15 protein-coding genes are annotated in these 16,497 nt (G+C 71.4%); 6 read left to right on the forward strand and 9 right to left on the reverse strand.

Annotated elements, in window-relative coordinates; genetic code table 11:
- Nucleotides 1-7: 7 nt before the first annotated feature.
- The 3 genes from DEJ00_RS11710 to DEJ00_RS11720 all read right to left on the reverse strand — a co-directional run bounded on the left by DEJ00_RS11710 (nucleotide 8) and on the right by DEJ00_RS11720 (nucleotide 1,802).
- Nucleotides 8-625, reverse strand: a complete 618-nt coding sequence (locus tag DEJ00_RS11710) for a CE1759 family FMN reductase (protein ID WP_071245007.1) — start codon at nucleotides 623-625, stop codon at nucleotides 8-10.
- Nucleotides 626-982: 357 nt separating this feature from the next.
- Nucleotides 983-1,252 (reverse strand): 30S ribosomal protein S15, encoded by a 270-nt coding sequence (rpsO, locus tag DEJ00_RS11715; RefSeq protein ID WP_017885935.1) that lies wholly within the window; start codon nucleotides 1,250-1,252, stop codon nucleotides 983-985.
- Between the two features lie 100 nt (nucleotides 1,253-1,352).
- Nucleotides 1,353-1,802: a VanZ family protein gene (locus DEJ00_RS11720; protein ID WP_035807673.1), complete on the reverse strand. Its 450-nt coding sequence runs from the start codon at nucleotides 1,800-1,802 to the stop codon at nucleotides 1,353-1,355.
- 181 nt (nucleotides 1,803-1,983) lie between these two features.
- On the opposite strand from DEJ00_RS11720, the gene DEJ00_RS11725 reads away from it, so the two are divergent.
- From DEJ00_RS11725 to DEJ00_RS11735, 3 genes are read left to right on the forward strand one after another with little or no spacing between them, the layout of a single operon-like run.
- The gene (locus tag DEJ00_RS11725) at nucleotides 1,984-3,060 is read left to right on the forward strand and encodes a glycoside hydrolase family 6 protein (RefSeq protein ID WP_181440163.1); all 1,077 of its coding nucleotides are present in this window, start codon (nucleotides 1,984-1,986) and stop codon (nucleotides 3,058-3,060) included.
- A 58-nt stretch (nucleotides 3,061-3,118) separates the two neighbouring features.
- A complete protein-coding gene (locus DEJ00_RS11730; RefSeq protein WP_111057463.1) occupies nucleotides 3,119-4,168 on the forward strand; it encodes a M4 family metallopeptidase in 1,050 nt (349 codons plus the stop codon).
- 29 nt (nucleotides 4,169-4,197) lie between these two features.
- The gene (locus tag DEJ00_RS11735; protein WP_071245009.1) at nucleotides 4,198-4,467 is read left to right on the forward strand and encodes a protealysin inhibitor emfourin; all 270 of its coding nucleotides are present in this window, start codon (nucleotides 4,198-4,200) and stop codon (nucleotides 4,465-4,467) included.
- 150 nt (nucleotides 4,468-4,617) lie between these two features.
- Here DEJ00_RS11735 and DEJ00_RS11740 read toward each other — a convergent pair whose 3' ends face one another.
- The 3 genes from DEJ00_RS11740 to DEJ00_RS11750 all read right to left on the reverse strand — a co-directional run bounded on the left by DEJ00_RS11740 (nucleotide 4,618) and on the right by DEJ00_RS11750 (nucleotide 8,147).
- Nucleotides 4,618-6,861, reverse strand: a complete 2,244-nt coding sequence (locus DEJ00_RS11740) for an ATP-binding domain-containing protein (RefSeq protein ID WP_231495616.1) — start codon at nucleotides 6,859-6,861, stop codon at nucleotides 4,618-4,620.
- A gap of 78 nt (nucleotides 6,862-6,939) precedes the next feature.
- Complete coding sequence (locus tag DEJ00_RS11745) at nucleotides 6,940-7,776, reverse strand: aldo/keto reductase (protein ID WP_027464743.1); 837 nt, start codon at nucleotides 7,774-7,776, stop codon at nucleotides 6,940-6,942.
- The gene (locus DEJ00_RS11750; protein ID WP_173035534.1) at nucleotides 7,776-8,147 is read right to left on the reverse strand and encodes an FKBP-type peptidyl-prolyl cis-trans isomerase; all 372 of its coding nucleotides are present in this window, start codon (nucleotides 8,145-8,147) and stop codon (nucleotides 7,776-7,778) included. The genes DEJ00_RS11745 and DEJ00_RS11750 overlap by 1 nt, the downstream gene beginning before the upstream one ends.
- Before the next feature lie 69 nt (nucleotides 8,148-8,216).
- Between DEJ00_RS11750 and DEJ00_RS11755 the strand changes: the two genes are divergently transcribed.
- Together DEJ00_RS11755 and DEJ00_RS11760 are read left to right on the forward strand one after the other, a co-directional pair.
- The gene (locus tag DEJ00_RS11755; protein ID WP_111057464.1) at nucleotides 8,217-9,536 is read left to right on the forward strand and encodes an MFS transporter; all 1,320 of its coding nucleotides are present in this window, start codon (nucleotides 8,217-8,219) and stop codon (nucleotides 9,534-9,536) included.
- 187 nt (nucleotides 9,537-9,723) lie between these two features.
- Nucleotides 9,724-10,809, forward strand: a complete 1,086-nt coding sequence (locus DEJ00_RS11760; RefSeq protein ID WP_111057465.1) for a YihY/virulence factor BrkB family protein — start codon at nucleotides 9,724-9,726, stop codon at nucleotides 10,807-10,809.
- A gap of 59 nt (nucleotides 10,810-10,868) precedes the next feature.
- On the opposite strand, the gene DEJ00_RS11765 is transcribed toward DEJ00_RS11760, so the two are convergent.
- The 3 genes from DEJ00_RS11765 to DEJ00_RS11775 form a co-directional block, all read right to left on the reverse strand.
- Complete coding sequence (locus DEJ00_RS11765; protein ID WP_232749784.1) at nucleotides 10,869-12,329, reverse strand: aspartate ammonia-lyase; 1,461 nt, start codon at nucleotides 12,327-12,329, stop codon at nucleotides 10,869-10,871.
- 801 nt (nucleotides 12,330-13,130) lie between these two features.
- Nucleotides 13,131-13,427, reverse strand: a complete 297-nt coding sequence (locus DEJ00_RS11770; protein ID WP_027464739.1) for a hypothetical protein — start codon at nucleotides 13,425-13,427, stop codon at nucleotides 13,131-13,133.
- A complete protein-coding gene (locus tag DEJ00_RS11775; RefSeq protein WP_035807670.1) occupies nucleotides 13,427-14,683 on the reverse strand; it encodes an inorganic phosphate transporter in 1,257 nt (418 codons plus the stop codon). The genes DEJ00_RS11770 and DEJ00_RS11775 overlap by 1 nt, the downstream gene beginning before the upstream one ends.
- 115 nt (nucleotides 14,684-14,798) lie before the next feature.
- Between DEJ00_RS11775 and DEJ00_RS11780 the strand changes: the two genes are divergently transcribed.
- Nucleotides 14,799-16,487, forward strand: coding sequence for a sodium:proton antiporter (locus DEJ00_RS11780; RefSeq protein WP_111057467.1), 1,689 nt, complete (start codon nucleotides 14,799-14,801; stop codon nucleotides 16,485-16,487).
- The last annotated feature ends 10 nt before the right edge of the window (nucleotides 16,488-16,497 follow it).

The raw sequence follows: 16,497 nt of genomic DNA on the forward strand, positions 1-16,497 counted from the left end.
CCGTCGGTCAGTGGCCGAGGCCGCCGAGCAGGCTCGCGAAGTCCGGTGTCGCGGGGAGCGCGTCGGCTTCCTGCGGGGCCCGCCTGGAGGCCCGGATCGCCCAGGCCAGGTCGGCTCCGGCCCGGCGGATGCGACCGTCCAGGGCGGCCGCGTCACCGTCGGTCCCCCAGTCGTCGGTCGCGGCGAAGACCCCGGTGGGCACGATCGCCGCACGCAGGTACGCGAAGACGGGCCGCAGGGCGTGGTCGATCGCGAGCGAGTGACGCGAGGTCCCGCCGGTGGCCCCGAGCAGGACGGGCATGTCGGCCATCGAGTCCTTGTCGAGCACGTCCAGGAACGACTTCGCCAGTCCGCTGACGCCCGCGGTGAAGATCGGCGTGACGAACACGACGGCGTCGGCCTCGACCACGGCGGCCATCGCTGCGGAGAGCGCCGGGGCAGCGAAGCCGGTGAGCATCGCGTCGGTGATCTCGTGCGCGAGCGGCCGGAGTTCGACGTGCACGACGTGTGCCGGGGTGCCCTCGGCGACGAGCGACGCCACGGCGGCCTCGCCCAGACGGTCGGCGAGCAGGCGGGTGGAGCTGGGCTCGGAGAGTCCGGCGGAGACGACGGCGATGGTGGTCATGAGGCTTCCCGACTTTCGATGCGTTTGCATGAACATAGCATCCAACCGGGTCACCGTCGCAACCATTCCCACCGTCGAGCAGCGTGCCGATCGGTCACGACTCCCCGCGTGCTGACTGCGGAGCGGTCACGAAGTGTCGCCTGGGACCGCGGTAACCGACGAACTGTGACCGCCGCACGAGCGCGGGCGACGTGTCGTGACCGGCATCGTGACCGGCATCGTGACCGACCTGGTGGCCGACCGAGGACGGAGCGCGGACTGAACGGGGCTCGCCGAGCGTCGACCGGCCCGGGAACGAAGAACGCCCCGGTCCTCGCGAAGAGGTCCGGGGCGTTCGGTCAAGCGTGTGTCGGTCGACTAGCGACGCAGGCCGAGGCGCTCGATGAGCGTACGGTAGCGGGCGATGTCGACGTCGGAGAGGTAGCCGAGGAGACGGCGACGCTGACCGACCATGAGGAGCAGGCCACGACGCGAGTGGTGGTCGTGCTTGTGCTCCTTGAGGTGCTCGTTCAGGTCGTTGATACGACGCGTCAGAACGGCGACCTGGACCTCGGGGGATCCGGTGTCGCCCGGGTGGGTCGCGTACTCTTCGATGATCTCCTGCTTGACCTGTGCGTCAAGTGCCATGGTGATCCCCTTCCTGTCCGTTGCGCGGTGCCCGTGCCTGATGCACGAGCGCTCTTTGTCCGCGGCCGTTCGACGGCAACCGCACAAGACTACCAGAGTCCTAGGCGGTCCTGGGGTGCAGACGGCGTCGGCGGCGACGCTCCGGCAGCAGACTGCGGACGAGTCCGACCAGCGTCGCGCCGAGCAGCCCGCCGAGGCCGTTCGACAGCACGTCGCGCGGGTCCGCGACGCGGTACGGCAGGTAGGTGGCCTGCGCGAACTCGATGCCCGTGGACAGCGCGACCGCGACGAGCGCACCGAGGATCCACCAGCGCCGGGGCAGCCACAGCGCCGCGAGCACCCCCACCGGCACGAACATGGCGATGTTGGCGAGGAACTCGGTGCGCTCGTACGTGAACCACGCACCGTGCGGCAGCTGCTGCACCCAGGCGATCGCGTGCAGCACGAGCGAGTTCTGGGCCGAGGTGAAGACCTGCGGGGTCAGCGTCATCCGCCAGATCACCCAGGCGTAGCCCGCGGTCAGGGCGAGGAGGAGGAGTCGACGGAACATCCGGACAGTGTGCGGCACGGTCCTGGCCGGTCGCTGGAGCGCTCCTGTCAGGCGGCGGTACGACTCCTGGGGGATCGGGCTCGGCGCTGGTCAGGACTCCCCCGCACCTGCCAGCATGGGTCGGGGCGCGATCGGTGCCCGCACCACCGACACCGCACGGGCAGATCAGGAGCACCGCAGCATGCCGGAGCACGAGGCACCCAGCACCCCACGCCGCAGTCGCACCGGCGGCCCGCGGCAGTGGGGGTGGATCGCCGTCGCCGCCGTCGTCGTCGCCGCGGTCGTCACGACGCTCGTGGTCGTCGGCCCGCGGAACGGCGGCCAGCCGGACGGCGACGGCACCCCCAGCGGGCGCACCGTCGCCGAGCGGAAGTCCGCCGCCGAGGCGTTCCCGGGCGGGGTCGCGCGCCAGCCGACCGCCGTGAACCAGGCCAGCATCCGCGAGCGACAGGCACGGGCCGCCGGCGACGCCGCGACCGCCGAGCAGATCGCCGTGATCGCCGACCAGCCGATCGCGACCTGGCTGACGAACACCTCGCAGGCCGAGACCCGCTCGACGATCCGGTCGGTGGTCAGCACGGCGAAGCAACGTGGCGGCACCCCCGTGTTCGTCCTCTACAGCATCCCGGACCGCGACTGCGGCAGCTACTCGAAGGGCGGCACCGCGGACGACGCCTACCTGCCGTGGGTCCGGTCGGCCGTCCGTGCAATGGCCGGTTCGCACGCCGTCGTGCTCGTCGAACCCGACTCGATCGCCCAGATCCAGAACTGCGAGCGACTGCGCGACGAACGCGTGCCCCTGCTGCGGAAGGCCGTCGACGCGCTGACCGGCCACGGGCTCACCGTGTACCTGGACGGCGGCAACGAGAACCGTGTGCCGACCGCCACCATGGCCGACTGGCTGCGGCAGGCCGGCGTCGACGAGGTGCAGGGGTTCTTCACGAACGTGTCCAACTTCTACCGCGTCGACCAGGAGCGCGCGTACGCCGACGAGCTCGCCGACGCGATCGGCGGTGACCCGCACTTCGTCATCGACGTCTCCCGGAACGGGCAGGGGTGGCGGGGAACCTGGTGCAACCCCGAGGGCGCCGGCCTCGGCCAGGAGCCGCACGTCACCGGCGGCAGCACCCGGCTCGACGCCCTGCTCTGGGTGAAGACGCCGGGGCTCAGCGACGGCACCTGCAACGGCGGCCCCGCGGCCGGCCAGTGGTGGGAGTCGTACGCGCTGGCCCTCGTCGAGCACCGCAAGCGCGACTGACCACGCCACGAGACACCCCGCGCAGGGCCGTGTCGGTGCCCGGTGGTTGCATGTGCGCATGACCGCGACCGACCGCCTCCGCTCCGTCGTCCCGCCCTACCTGCTCCGCGCCGTCGCCGATGCCGATGCGTTCCCGCGGGCAGCCTCGGCGGCACGCACCGCACTGGCCTCGCTCGACGCCGTGCAGGCGCCGAAGCACGAGCACCTGGTCGCGCCGCGCGGCGTCAGCGGCGCCGTCGACCGCTCCCCGCAGCGGACGATCACCGACGCGCACGGCACCACGACGCTGCCCGGCACCGTCGTCCGGCGCGAGGGCGACGCCGACTCCGGTGACGCCGCGGTCGACGAGGCGTACGCGGGCCTCGGCGCCACGCACGCCTTCTGGCTCGAGGTGTTCGACCGGGTGTCGATCGACGGCGCGGGGCTCCCCCTCGACGCGACCGTGCACTACGGCCAGGACTACGACAACGCCTACTGGGACGGCAACCGGATGGTGTTCGGCGACGGCGACGACGAGGTGTTCCGCCGCTTCACCGTCGCGCTCGACGTCATCGGCCACGAGCTCGCGCACGGCGTCACGCAGTACACCGCCGACCTCACCTACCAGGGCCAGTCGGGCGCCCTCAACGAGTCGATCAGCGACGTCTTCGGCTCCCTGGTCGCCCAGTACGCGGCGGGGCAGACGGCGGACCAGGCGAGCTGGCTCATCGGCGAGGGGCTGTTCACCGACGCCGTGCAGGGCGACGCGCTCCGGTCGATGCGAGCCCCCGGCACCGCGTACGACGACCCGGTGCTCGGGAAGGACCCGCAACCGGCGACCATGGCCGGGTTCGTCGACACCACGGACGACGCCGGCGGGGTCCACACGAACTCCGGCATCCCGAACCACGCGTTCTTCCTGGCGGCCACGGCGATCGGCGGCCCCGCGTGGCTGGGCGCCGGAGCGGTCTGGTGGGACGCCCTGACGTCGCCCGAGGTGACTGCCTCGATCGACTTCGCGGGCTTCGCCACCGTCACCGTCGACGTCGCCGGGCGGCGGTTCGGGGACGACTCCGCCGAGCAGACCGCGGTGCGTCAGGCCTGGCAGCGCGTGGGCGTGCTCGACTGACCGCGCCACCCGGGCGTAGCGTCGAGGGCATGCGCATCGAGGTCCGCCGCACCGGGGGCTTCGCCGGCACCACACGGCGCTGGCGGGTCGACACCGACACGAGCAGCGACCCCACGGCGTGGTCCGAGGTCGTCGATGCGCTGCAGCGCACCCCGGCGCCGACGGCAGCGCCCGTCCCCGACGACTTCAGCTGGACGATCACCGTCGAGCGCACCACCGTGACGATCCCGGGTCGCCGCCTCGACGGTCCGTGGGCCGACCTGGTCGCGCGTGTGCGCTCCGAGGGCGACCCGACCTGAGCCGGGAGGCCCGTGGCGGGCCCGCACCGGGCCTCCCGTCCGCCCCGCGGTGACGCCACCACCCACCGATCGTGCGCAGGAACGGTTGCGTGGGACCGACGGAGCCGACCGTTCCTGCTCACGAAGCGCGCGGGGACGCGCGCACGACCGTCAGTCGACGTCGATGACCGTCAGGCGACGGGTCGGACGCGTCATCGCGACGTACACCGCGGCGGCGGCACGGGCGGCGTCGGCGCCCACGCCGTCCGGGTCGACGAGCAGCACACCGTCGAACTCCAGGCCCTTGGCGTCCGCACCCGTCAGCACCGTGAGCGAGCCGGCGTTCGGCGAGGCGAGCCCCCGGACGTCCGCCTCGGTGCGGGCGAGCCGCTGCCGGATCGTGTCGACCTGGGACTCGGGGACGATGACGCCGATGGTGCCGGAGCCGATCCGGGCACGCTCGGCGTCGGCGACCGCCACGACGGTGTCGAGCAGGTCGGCCCGGGCGACGCGGACACGCTCGACCGGGTCGCCGTCGCGCACGGCCTCGTTGCGCGTGACGGTGAGGCCTGCGCTGTCCGCGAAGGCCCCGGCGGCCTCGACGATGGAGCGCGGGGTGCGGTAGTTCACCGTGAGCTGCTCGATGCGGTGGTCGAGCGGCACCTGCGGCGCACGGCCGCGTCGGCGACGCGCGAGCGCTCCGATGACGTCGTCCCAGGTGCGTGCGGCACCCGGCGAGGAACCCTGCGCCATGTCGCCGACGATCGTGAACGAGCGCAGCGGGTTGCGGCGGGCGAGCACGCGCCACTGCATCGGCGAGAGCTCCTGCGCCTCGTCGACGACGATGTGCCCGTAGGTCCACTCGCGGTCGTCGGCGGCGCGCTCGGCGGTGGAGCGGGGGTCGCCGCCCTCGGCGAACGAGCCGGCGACCTGCTCGGCGCTGACGATGCCCTCGACACCCATGTTCTCGATGGCCTGGCGGGCGTTCTCGATGTCACGGTTCCGGCTGGCCTTCGCCGCGCGCTTGGCGGCGCCGCCGGTCGGGTCGAACGGGCCGAGCAGTTCGGCGGCCTCGTCGAGCAGGGGAACGTCCTCGACGGTCCAGGCTGCGCCTCGGGCGCGCTGCAGCAGGGCTCGGCGCTCCGGGGTCCAGTCGGGGGTGAGCGAGGCGAGCCAGTTCGGCCGGGCGTAGAGGTCCTCGAGGAACTTCTCCGGCGGCAGCGGCAGCCACGCGGTGTTGAGCAGCACGCGGGCGTCGTACGAACTCCGGATGTCCTCGCGCAGGACCTTCTCGTCGGCCTCGTCCACCGTGGTGCCGCGCTCCCGCAGCTGCTCGGCGAGCAGGCGGGTCATCGCGTCGAGGGCGGTCTTGTTGAACGTGACACGGGCGGCGTTGTGCGGCTTGCCGCGGTCCTGCGCACGCTTCATGGCGTCGGCCACGAGCTGCGGCGGCACGACGAGCCGCTCGCCCTCGACGTCGAGCGTGACCGACTCGGTCGGCACGACCTGGCGCGAGCGCACGGCCCGCCGAAGGAGCGACGCCATCTGCGCTGCGCCCTTCACGGCGGCGACGTCGCGGGAGTCGTGCGTCGTCGCGTGCACGCCCGGGTAGAGCGAGCCGAGCGACGCCATCACGACACCGGTCTCGCCGAGCGACGGGAGCACCTGCTCGATGTACGTCAGGAACGCCGGGGACGGACCGACCATGAGCACGCCGGAGCCCCGCAGCCGCTCGCGGTACGAGTAGAGCAGGTAGGCGGCCCGGTGCAGCGCCACGGCGGTCTTGCCGGTGCCGGGGCCGCCCTGCACGATGAGCACGCCCTCGAGCGGGGAGCGGATGATGCGGTCCTGCTCGCCCTGGATCGTCGCGACGATGTCGGTCATCCGGCCGGTGCGCTCGGCGGTCACCGCGGCGAGCAGCGCCCCCTCGCCCTGCAGGTGGGTGCGCTCGTCGTCGTAGAGCGAGGCGTCGAACACCTCGTCCTCGACGCCGACCACGCGACGGCCCTGCAGGGACAGGTGCCGACGGGACCGCATGCCCATCGGGTGCGCTGCGGTGGCCTGGTAGAAGGCGCTCGCACCGGGGACGCGCCAGTCGAGCAGCAGCGGCCGGTGCTCGGCGTCGCGCAGCCCCACCCGGCCGATGTACCGGAAGGTGTCGTCGGGGTTGTCGGGCTCGGCGACCTCGAGCCGGCCGAAGACCAGCCGGTCCCCCACCCGCTCGAGCGTCGCGACGGTGTCCTCGTAGAGCCGCGCGTACGCGTCGCGCTCGCTGCGGCTCTGGTGGTTCCCGCCGACCGCCTGTCGGCGGGTCTCGGCGAGGCGCTGCTCGGCCTCGGCGGTCAGCTCGTCGAGACGACGGAAGAGGCCGTCGACGTAGCCGCGTTCACGGTCGATCTCGGTCGGTTCGGACACACGCAACCCTTCGGGAAGAGGGGGAACCAGTGTACTGCCCACCGGGAGCCCCGCTGTCCCCGAAGGGTCGCGTCGGAGTCACATCTCTTCGTGCGTGTCCGGGTCGCCGTCCCACAGACGACCGCGCTCGAGCGCGGAGATCGCCTGCACCTCGTCGTCGGTCAGCTCGAAGCCGAAGACGTCGAGGTTCTCCTTCTGGCGGGCGGCGTCGCCCGACTTCGGCACCGGCACGGCACCGAGCTGGACGTGCCAGCGCAGCACGACCTGGCCGGGGGCCACACCGTGCGCCGCGGCGGCGTCGACGATCGGCTGCTCGGTGAGCAGTTCCGACCGCTTCGCGAGCGGGCTCCAGCTCTCGGTCACGATGCCGAGCTCCTGGTGGACCTTCCGCAGTTCCGCCTGGGGGAAGTACGGGTGCAGCTCCACCTGGTTGACGGCCGGGGCGACCCCGGTGGCGTCGACGATCCGGCGGAGGTGCTCGGGTGTGAAGTTCGAGACGCCGATCGAGCGGACCTTGCCGCTGTCGCGGAGGTCGACGAACGCCTTCCAGGTGTCGACGAACTTGTCCACCGACGGGTTCGGCCAGTGGATCAGGTACAGGTCGACGTGGTCGAGCCCCAGGTTGCCGAGGGTCTCGTCGATCGAGCGGTGCGCCTCGTCGTAGCCGTGGTGCCGGCCGGGCAGCTTCGACGTGACGACGAGGTCCTCGCGCGCCACTTCGGACTCGCGGACGGCCTTGCCGACGGCGTCCTCGTTGCCGTAGTTCAGCGCCGTGTCGAGCAGCCGGTAGCCGCTCGCGATCGCTGTGCCGACCGCGGCAGCACCCTCGTCGCCGTTCAGGCCGTAGGTGCCGAGCCCGAGCTCCGGGAACCGGTGGCCGTCGTTCAGCTCGATCGTCGGGGCACCGACCTGCATCAGCGGACCCCGAGCAGGTCGATCACGAAGATCAGGGTCTTGCCGGACAGGAAGTGACCGCCACCGGCGGGGCCGTAGGCGAGCTCCGGCGGGACGACGAGCTTGCGGCGACCGCCGACCTTCATGCCGGGGATGCCCTCCTGCCAGCCGCGCACCAGGGCCGCGAGCGGGAAGTCGATGGGCTCGCCGCGGTTCCAGGAGCTGTCGAACTCCTCGCCGGTCTCGTACTCGACCCCGGCGTAGTGGACCTTGACGGTCGAGCCGGCGGACGCTTCCTCGCCGGAGCCCTCGACGATGTCGGTGATGACGAGCTCGGTGGGGGCGGGGCCCTCGGGGGCGTCGAACTCGGGCTTGCTGTTCAGGTCAGTCATGCCGATCAGTCAACCAGAGCGCGCACCGGGCACGCGCAACGAGCGTCCAGCCCGCAGAATGGTTCCACCGTGACACCATCGACTCCCGCACCGCCGCGCCGCCGCCTGCTCGCCGACCTCACCCCGCTCCGCCGCTCCCCCGCCTTCGCCCGGCTCTGGGCCGGCACCGCGATCGCCGGCATCGGCACCCAGATGACCACCGTCGCCGTCGGGCTCGAGGTCTACGAGATCACCCGCTCGACGTTCGCCGTGGCCCTGGTGGGTGTCATCGCGCTCGTGCCGATGATCGTCGCCGGCCTGTACGGCGGCATGCTCGCGGACGCCTTCGACCGACGCCTCGTCGCGCTCGTGTCGTCGATCATCGCCTGGGTCGCCGTCGCCCTGATCGCCACGCACGCCTGGCTCGACCTGCACAGCGTCGCACTGCTCTACGTGCTCGCGACGGTCAACGCGGTGGCCGCCACCGTCAGCAACGCCTCCCGCTCGGCCATCGTCCCGCGGCTCGTCGGTACCGATCTGCTGCCCGCGGCGAGCGCCCTGGGCGGGATCGCATCCGGGTTCCAGGTCACCGTGGGCCCGGCGATCGCCGGCGTGCTCATCGCGAGCGTCGGGTTCGCGCCGACCTACACGATCGACGTCGTGCTGTTCACGTTCGCGTTCCTCGGGGTGTTCACGCTGCCCCGGATGGCCGCCGACCACGACGCACTGCGGCCGGGGCTCGGTTCGCTCATCGAGGGCGCGAAGTTCCTGCGGCAGTCGCGCAACATCACGATGACGTTCGTGCTCGACATCATCGCGATGACCTTCGGGCAGCCGCGTGTGCTGTTCCCCGCGATCGGCGCGCTCGTCATCGGCGGTGGGTCGATCACCGTCGGTACCCTGACCGCCGCGTACGCGATCGGGGCGCTGCTGTCGAGCGTGTTCTCCGGGCCGCTCGGGCACGTCCGACGCCAGGGTGAGGCCGTCGGCTGGGCCATCACGGCGTACGGCGGGGCGATCGCGGCGTTCGGTGTGGTCATCGCGCTGGCGCACGTGCTCGGCGGCCGCTCGGGCGAGGCGTTCGGCGTCGAGATCCTGCCCGCCCTCGGGCTCGCGGCGCTGTTCCTGGCGATGGCCGGCGGCGCGGACAACGTCAGCTCGGTGTTCCGGAACACGATCCTGCAGGCGGCGTCGCCAGACGGCATGCGCGGTCGGCTGCAGGGCATCTTCATCGTCGTCGTCACAGGGGGCCCGCGGCTCGGCGACCTGTACGCCGGCCTGGTCGTCGCAGCCGGCATCGCGTACCCGCCGGTGATCGGCGGCGTGCTCATCATCGGCCTCGTCGCGCTGCTCCTCCGGATGGTCCCGTCGTTCCGCCGCTACGACGCCCTGCACCCGCACGCCAACTGACCTCGGGCGGTCGGGGTCGGGGCTGCAAAACACCGGTGTTCGCGTGTGGAACACACGCGTTCCGCGGTGCGGAGTGTGAACACCGGTGTCTTGCCGGCGCACCAGCGCGACCAACAGGCGGTCGGGAGGCCCGTGGCGGCGCCGCCACGGGCCTCCAGGACCGCACGTGTCGGGTACCGTACGACACATGCCGGACAGCGCATCGCGCGACCTCCAGCGGACCGGAGTCCGCGCCGTCGTCCGGCGCACCTACCACTCGGTCATCCGGCACCGCGTCGTCGACGCGGCCGCGTCGCTGACGTTCTTCGCGCTGCTGACGGTGTTCCCGACCGCGCTGGCGGTCGTGTCGGCGCTGTCGATCGTCGACCGCAAGGGCGACAGCCTGACCGACATCGTCGAGGTCCTCGGGTTCATCGTCCGGCCGGAGACCGCCGAGCACCTCGAGGGGCCGCTCCGGCAGCTGCTGACCCTGGACAACCCGTGGCTCGGGTTCACGATCGGCGTCGTGCTGACGCTCTGGTCACTGTCCGGCTACGCGACGGCGTTCGGGCGGGCGATGAACACCGCCTACGAGGTCGAGGAGGGCCGGCGGATCTGGAAGTTCCGCAGCATGATGCTCCTCGTCACGCTGCTCGTCATGGTCGGCGGCGCCGTCGCCATCGTCATCCTGCTCGGCACGCCGACGATCTCCGAGGCCGTCATCCGACAGCTCGGGTGGGCGCCCTGGATCGACGACGTGTGGAACGTGGTGAAGTGGCCGGTGCTCGCGGCCGACCTCGTCGTGATGGTGGCGGTGCTCTACTACGCGACGCCGAACGTGAAGACCCCGCAGCTGCGGTGGGTGTCGGCCGGTGCCGCGTTCGCGATCGTGACCTGGGCCATCGCCACGGTGGGGTTCGCGCTGTACGTGGAGACCCTCGGTGGCGGGAACCGCGCCTACGGGTGGCTCGGTGGCGCGATCCTGCTGCTCGTGTACCTGTACATCTCGAACTTCGTGCTCGTGGTCGGCGGGGAGCTCGACTCCGAGGTGATCCGCATGCGGCAGCTGCTCGCCGGCATCGAGGCGGACGAGTCGATCCGGCTGCCGCTGCGGGACGTCACGCGGAACTTCACGCTCGCACGCTGGCGGGACCAGGACATCGCGGCTGCGCAGCACGTGCGGGCCGAGGCCGCACGGGTGGCCGAGGAAGAGGACGCCGAGCTGAACCCGGGCGAGGAGCACCTGCGGGCGATGGCGCAGCAGGTGCGGGTGGGCGAGCGGCCGCTGCCCTGACGGGTGTGTGTGGGCGCGCGCGCGTGGGCGCGCGTGCTTGTCGGCGCGGACGCCCCGCGTCAGCGCTTGCGCGCCTCGGCGTCCAGCATCTCCTCGGTGATGATCGGGATCGCACCCGTCGCCAGCTCGATGCCGGACAGCCGTGCCGGGCTGAGCACCCGCATGACCTGGTCCTCCTCCATCAGCCCCGCGGCCACGACGAGCGTCGAGATCGGCGTCGAGGTGGTCAGCGCCGTGTGCGCGATCGACGCAGCCGCCGCGTACCCGATGTACGGCGTGAGCGCGGTGACGACGCCGACGTTCGTGTCGACCTGGGCCGCGAGCTTCGCCTCGTTCGCCTCGATGCCGACGACGCAGTGCTCGCGCAGGGTCGCGCAGCCGCGGGACATCCACTGCAGCGACTGCAGGATCGAGTGGGCGATGATCGGCTCGAAGGCGTTGAGCTGCAGCTGCCCGCTCTCCGCCGCCATCGTCACGGTGGTGTCGGCCCCGGCGACCGCGTAGGCGATCTGGTTCACGACCTCGGGGATCACCGGGTTGACCTTGCCCGGCATGATCGACGAGCCGGCCTGGCGAGCCGGCAGGGTGATCTCACCGAGACCCGCCTGCGGACCGGACGACAGCAGCCGCAGGTCGTTGCAGATCTTCGAGAGCTTCGCGGCGCTGCGCTTCACCGTGCCGGACAGGGTCATGAACGCACCGGCGTCGCTCGTCGCCTCGATGAGGTCGGGGGCGGTGACGACGTCGATGCCGCTCGCCTCCTGCAGCTGCCGACGGACCTCGTCGCGGTAGAGCGGGTCCGCGGTGATCCCGGTGCCGATCGCCGTGGCGCCGAGGTTCATCTCGGCGAGCAGCGGCATCACCTTGCGGAGCAGGTCCGCGTCCTCCTGGATCGTGTGCGAGAACCCGGTGAACTCCTGCCCGAGGGTCATCGGCACGGCGTCCTGCAGCTGCGTCCGGCCCACCTTCAACACGTCGGCGAAGGCGCGGCCCCGTTCGGCGAACGCCGCCGACAGTTCTTCGAGCTGCACGATCAGACGACGGACCCCGAAGATCATCGCGATCTTGATGCTCGTCGGGTACGTGTCGTTCGTCGACTGGCTGCGGTTCACGTGGTCGATCGGGTGCAGGTACCCGTAGTCGCCCCGCTCACGCCCGAGGAGTTCGAGGGCCCGGTTCGCGAGCACCTCGTTCGTGTTCATGTTCGTGCTCGTCCCGGCGCCGCCCTGCACGACATCGACGACGAACTGCTCGCGGAGCGCCCCGTCGCGGACCTCCTGCGCCGCGCGGTCGATCGCATCGGCGCGCTCCTCGTCGAGGACACCGATCGCCCGGTTCGCCCGCGCCGCCGCCTGCTTCACGGTGACGAGCGCCTCGATGAGGTCCGGGTACACGGCGATCGGGACGGAGGTGATCGGGAAGTTCTCCAGCGCCCGCAACGTGTTGACGCCCCAGTACGCGTCGTTCGGGACCTCCCGTGATCCCAGCGAGTCGCTCTCGGTCCGCGTCGTCGTCGTCACAGGTGCCTCCTCGTTGCCGGTCACACGTCGAGGCTAGTCCCGTCCGTCCGGCCGGTCCGGGAACGCGCCGGGGCTGGTGGGACCGGCGCGTTCCTGCGCGAGCGGGCGGAATGCCGCGGTCGCCTCGGCAACGCACGCCGGCATTTCGCCCGCTCGCCCGGGACGGCCTGGAGGCGCGGTGCCAGGCCGCCACGGGCCTCCCGTCGCTTCGTGAGCAGAAGGTGTCGGGTCCCAGACGGCGACCCGACATCTTCTGCTCACCGAACGCGCCGCCCGCGCAAGCGGGCGAAATGCCGCGGTCGCCTCGGCAACGCACGCCGGTATTCCGCCCGCTCGCCAAGCGACGGCCCGGAGGCGCGGCGCCAGGCCGCCACGGGCCTCCCGTCCGACCCGCGGGCACGCCCGGACGCCCTCGCTCGCACTTCGTGAGCAGAAGATGTCGGGTCCCAGACGGCGACCCGACATCTTCTGCTCACCAAGAACGCGCCGCCCGCGCGAGCGGGCGAAATGCCACGGTCGCCTCGGCAACGCACGCCGGCATTTCGCCCGCTCGCCCGCGACGGCCTGGAGGCGCGGTGCCAGGCCGCCACGGGCCTCCCGTCCGACCCGCGGTCACGCCCGGACGCGAGCGGGCGAGATGGCGGGGTTGCTGGGCGCGAAGACGCGGGCATTTCGCCCGCTCGCGCAGCGCACGCAGCGCAGCGCACGCAGCGCACGCGGCGCACGCGCGACGAGGGAGCAGAGGACGCCGGGTCGCGAAGGGCGGCCCGGCGTCTTCTGCTCGCTCGGTGAGCGGGCCCTTCAGTGGAACTGCGGGACGATGAGGTAGATGCCGTAGAGCACGACGGCGCCGCACACGACGAAGCACGCGATGGCCGCGGCACGGAGCGCACGTGCCGCTGCCGAGGCTCCGGCCGGGTTCGGGAAGCCGGCGGTGGCAGGGCCGATCGTGCCGTCGTCCTTCACGGTGAACTTGCCTTCGCGGGTGTCGGCGGCGCTCCAGAGACGGAGGCCGACCGAGTACACGGCGACGACGAAGCACGACGAGACCACGGCGACGAGCGCCACGGTGAGGAATGCAAACCAGTCGATGCCCATCAGCGACGGCCTCCCTTGCGGGCCGCCATGCGACGGAGCGTGCGCTCGCGGCTCAGTTCGGCACGACGCTGGGCGACCGCGTCGGCACGCTTCTTGCGCTGCATGTCACGCAGCTCCTTGCGGGTCAGGACCGCGTTCGCGGCGACGTCGACCTCGATCGCGGAGGCCTGCTCGTGCGGCTTGCGGAGCGACCACAGGTACAGGCCGAGGATGACGACGGCACCGATCACGGCGTCGAGTACCAGCCCGATGACGCCGAGGCGGGCGATGCCCGAGGCGACCGCACCGACCGCGGCAGCCGCGGGCAGGGTGATGAACCAGGCGATGACGATCTTGCCGGCGGTCGACCACTGGATCTTCGAGCCGCGGCGGCCGAGACCGGCACCGATGATGGAGCCCGAGGACACCTGCGTGGTCGACAGCGCGAAGCCGAGGTGGCTGGAGGCGAGGATCGTCGCGGCGGTCGAGGCCTCGGCGGCGAAGCCCTGCGTCGCGCGGATCTCGGTGATGCCCGAGCCGAGGGTGCGGATGATGCGCCAACCGCCCGTGTAGGTACCGAGGGCGATCGCGAGGGCACAGGCGACGACGACCCAGAACTGCACGCCCTGGTTCGACGACTGCGCGCCCGAGGCGATGAGGGTCAGCGTGATGACGCCCATCGTCTTCTGCGCGTCGTTGGTGCCGTGCGCGAGGGACACCATCGAGCTGGTGAAGACCTGCCCGATGCGGAACCCGCCGCGCTCGTTCGGGAACACCGGACGCTTCGTGATCCGGTACGCGATGCGCGTCGACAGGAACGACACGAGCGCGGCGATCACGGGCGAGGCGAACGCCGGGATGATCACCACCGTCAGCAGCGCGACGTAGTTGACCGACTGGAACCCGGCACCGACGATCGCGGCACCGATGAGCCCGCCGAACAGTGCGTGCGACGACGATGACGGCAGCCCTCGGAGCCACGTGATCATGTTCCAGACGACTGCCCCGATCAGGCCCGCGAAGATCATCTCCGGGCTGATGGCGACGCCACCGGGCCCCTCGTTGATCAACCCGTGCGAGATCGACGTCGCCACGGCGGTGCTGAGGAACGCACCGACCAGGTTGAGCACCGCAGCGACGGTGACCGCCACCTTGGGCTTCATGGCGCCGGTCGCGATCGGGGTCGCCATCGCGTTGGCGGTGTCGTGAAAACCGTTTGTGAAGTCGAAGAAGAGGGCCAACGCGATGACCAGGACGACTATGAGTGTGATGTCCACCGCGGGCAAGTGTCCCAGGCGTCGGCCCTTCGAGCAAACCTGATCGGCAACCTGTTGTTCACCGCAGCTTCACACTCGTTCAGCTTCGGAACCATGCCGATGGGAGAATGCGTCCATGGACACCGCTGAGCTCCTCATCCTGCTGATCGGATCGCTCGCGGTGACGGGGTTCGCCCGGGCCAAGGGGCTCCCCGCTCCGCTGCTCGTCACGGCGGTCGCCCTGGCCGCCTCGTTCCTGCCCGGGCTGCCGCCGATGGAGATCGACTCCGAGGTCATCCTCACGGTGATCCTGCCGCCGCTGCTCTACTCGGCGGCCCTCGACGTGTCGTGGCAGAGCTTCCGCGGCTCGATCAAGCAGATCCGACGGCTCGGCATCTTCCTGGTGATCGTCACCGCCCTGGTCGTCGGCGGGGTGGCGTACCTGCTCATCCCGGACATGACGCTGCCGGCGGCGATCCTGCTCGGCGCGATCGTCGCCCCACCGGACGCGGTGTCCGCCGCCGCGATCGGCCGGAAGCTCGGACTCCCCCGCCGCGTCATGACCGTGCTGTCCGGCGAGAGCCTGATCAACGACGCGGCCTCGCTGACCCTGGTGCGGGTGTTCACGCTCATCATCGCGGGCACGTCACTGACCGTCTGGCAGGACCTCGGCATCTTCGGCCTGGCGATCGGCGTCGGTCTGGTCGTCGGCATCGTGCTCGGCGTCGTCGTGCACTGGATCCGGATGCGCATCAACGACCCCGTGGTCGAGACGATCATGAGCATCCTGCTGCCGTTCGTCGCCTACATCCTCGCCGAGGACCTGTCCGGCTCCGGGGTCATCGCGGTCGTCACGGCCGGCCTGTACATCGGCTACAACTCGCCGAAGGAGGGCTACGCCACCCGCCTGCAGGAACGTCCGCTCTGGACGAGCATCGACGTCATCCTCGAGGGCTTCGTGTTCGCGCTCATCGGCCTGCAGCTCAACACCGTCGTGCAGGACCTGGTCGAGAGCGAGCGGAGTCTCGGGCAGACCCTCACCGCCGCGGCCGTCGTGCTCGTCGTCGTGATCCTGGTGCGGCCGCTGTTCGTGTTCGAGTCCTACGCGCGCAACCGCTTCAACGGGAAGTGGCTCCGGCCACTGCGGATCAAGCTGTCCCGCGGGCACCCCTCGCTTCGGTGGATGCGCGGTTCCGCGGAGCCGAAGCTCAACTGGCGAGAGCTCACCGTCATCTCGTGGACGGGCATGCGCGGGGTGGTGACCCTGGCGGCTGCGGTCTCCGTCGTCGCGAGCCCGACGCAGATCCCGGCGCAGGACACGATCTTCATCATCGCCTTCTTCGTGACCGTCGGCACCCTGCTGCTGCAGGGACTCACCCTGCCGTTCGTCATCCGCGCGCTCAAGGTGCAGGACCCCGCCGAGGGCGAGGAGGACGTGCGCAGCGAGATGCGACTCAACCAGCGCACCACCGAGGCCGCGATCGAGCTGCTCGAGAAGCGGCGCCCGGCATGGGCGAAGCAGTACGGCTCGGAGGCCGTCGACTCGGTGGTCAACCGGCTGAAGGCGCGACTCGAGCGTCAGGCCGAGACGTTCCGTCAGGACGCCGAAGAAGAAGAGGACGAGGGGCGGAACGTCGCACTGCGCCTGCGTGGCTCGCAGATCCAGGACATCCGGCGCGAGCTCCTCGACCGCCGCCGCGAGATCGTGCTCGAGGAGCGGGAGAAGGGGAACCTCGACGAGGAGGTCATGCGCCGCGTGCTCGTGACCCTCGACGCCGAGGAGCTCGCGATGGACTCGGCGCAGGCGTCGCGCAGTCGCTCCTGAGCACCCCGGG

It is taken from the genome of Curtobacterium sp. MCLR17_039 (assembly GCF_003234745.1).
Lineage (GTDB): Bacteria > Actinomycetota > Actinomycetes > Actinomycetales > Microbacteriaceae > Curtobacterium > Curtobacterium flaccumfaciens.

What these genes read in the sequence shown, in the direction of transcription:
- DEJ00_RS11710 (WP_071245007.1), bottom strand. Translation starts at nt 625, where the DNA reads ATGACCACCATCGCCGTCGTCTCCGCCGGACTCTCCGAGCCCAGCTCC.
- rpsO (WP_017885935.1), bottom strand. Translation starts at nt 1,252, where the DNA reads ATGGCACTTGACGCACAGGTCAAGCAGGAGATCATCGAAGAGTACGCG.
- DEJ00_RS11720 (WP_035807673.1), bottom strand. Translation starts at nt 1,802, where the DNA reads ATGTTCCGTCGACTCCTCCTCCTCGCCCTGACCGCGGGCTACGCCTGG.
- DEJ00_RS11725 (WP_181440163.1), top strand. Translation starts at nt 1,984, where the DNA reads ATGCCGGAGCACGAGGCACCCAGCACCCCACGCCGCAGTCGCACCGGC.
- DEJ00_RS11730 (WP_111057463.1), top strand. Translation starts at nt 3,119, where the DNA reads ATGACCGCGACCGACCGCCTCCGCTCCGTCGTCCCGCCCTACCTGCTC.
- DEJ00_RS11735 (WP_071245009.1), top strand. Translation starts at nt 4,198, where the DNA reads ATGCGCATCGAGGTCCGCCGCACCGGGGGCTTCGCCGGCACCACACGG.
- DEJ00_RS11745 (WP_027464743.1), bottom strand. Translation starts at nt 7,776, where the DNA reads ATGCAGGTCGGTGCCCCGACGATCGAGCTGAACGACGGCCACCGGTTC.
- DEJ00_RS11750 (WP_173035534.1), bottom strand. Translation starts at nt 8,147, where the DNA reads ATGACTGACCTGAACAGCAAGCCCGAGTTCGACGCCCCCGAGGGCCCC.
- DEJ00_RS11760 (WP_111057465.1), top strand. Translation starts at nt 9,724, where the DNA reads ATGCCGGACAGCGCATCGCGCGACCTCCAGCGGACCGGAGTCCGCGCC.
- DEJ00_RS11770 (WP_027464739.1), bottom strand. Translation starts at nt 13,427, where the DNA reads ATGGGCATCGACTGGTTTGCATTCCTCACCGTGGCGCTCGTCGCCGTG.
- DEJ00_RS11780 (WP_111057467.1), top strand. Translation starts at nt 14,799, where the DNA reads ATGGACACCGCTGAGCTCCTCATCCTGCTGATCGGATCGCTCGCGGTG.